Origin of the sequence: Bartonella sp. MM73XJBT, from assembly GCF_028618465.1 — a bacterium.
In the GTDB taxonomy this organism is placed as follows: domain Bacteria; phylum Pseudomonadota; class Alphaproteobacteria; order Rhizobiales; family Rhizobiaceae; genus Bartonella.
Map to the genome: position 1 here is coordinate 1 of NZ_JAQISY010000113.1, position 958 is coordinate 958.

Consider the following 958-nt stretch of genomic DNA (forward strand, 5'->3'; position numbering starts at 1 on the left):
CGGCGGCGTATTGTTGCCATGCAAGTACGGCAGCAGACTGCTATCTTTCTTGCTTTGCAAGTGATTAATCGGCGTTTGGAAGAGCCTGTATTTGCTAGAGCCTATCGAAGATGGGCAGGGCGTGCGATGGATTTGTTCTTACGAGAAATGGAAAAGGCGGGGGCGTGATGGCACAGTTTCAAAAGCTTGCTCTTGATGTGATTGTTGTACCGGAGCGTATACGCCCTGTAGATGATGAGCATGCCAAGGCACTTGCGCAATCGATGGCGCGGGAGGGGTTAATGAACCCGATTACAGTGCGCCATACCCCCAATGCTAAAGAGGGTAATTACACACTTATTGCTGGTGCGCACCGGCTTCGTGCTGCGGAGCTTTTGGGCTATAGTGACATTGATGCCGTTGTGGTGCAGGCTGATAAGGACAATGCTGCGCTTTTAGAAGTGGCAGAGAATTTGTTTCGCAATGAATTGTCAGTGATTGACCGTGCGCTTTTTGTCCAGACTTACCGCGAATTGTGGGAAAAGAAGTATGGGGAGATTAAGGTTGGTGGGGACAGAAAATCAAAGGGTAAAGTTTACCCTTTGATCGGTGGTAATCAATATACAAAGGACAAAGTGGCAAAGGTGCAAGTTGCACCTTTGCCAAAAGATGGTTCTTCAGAGCACCATGAAACTGGGTGTGAAGGAGAGAAAGTGGCAAAGGGTCAAGTTGACCCTTTGCCAAATGATGGTTCTGTAGAGCACCATGAAACTGGGGGTGAAGGGGAAAAAGTGGCAAAGGGTAAACATTACCCTTTGCCAAATGATGGTGACTTAAATGGCAAAATGCAAAGTTTGCACTTTGCCACACATGTTGCCGATAGGATTGGTTTATCGAAGGAATCGGTGAAACTCCTCAACCGTATTGCCCAGCATTTACAGCCGGAGTTGCGGTCTGTTTTGCGGGGGACGGCATTGGC

General features: G+C 48.3%; 1 protein-coding gene. It reads left to right on the forward strand.

Annotation, left to right across the window (positions count from 1 at the left end; genetic code table 11):
- Positions 1 to 167: 167 nt before the first annotated feature.
- A partial coding sequence (locus PVV69_RS09895) for a ParB/RepB/Spo0J family partition protein (RefSeq protein ID WP_273757361.1) occupies positions 168 to 958 on the forward strand: 791 nt, incomplete at its 3' end.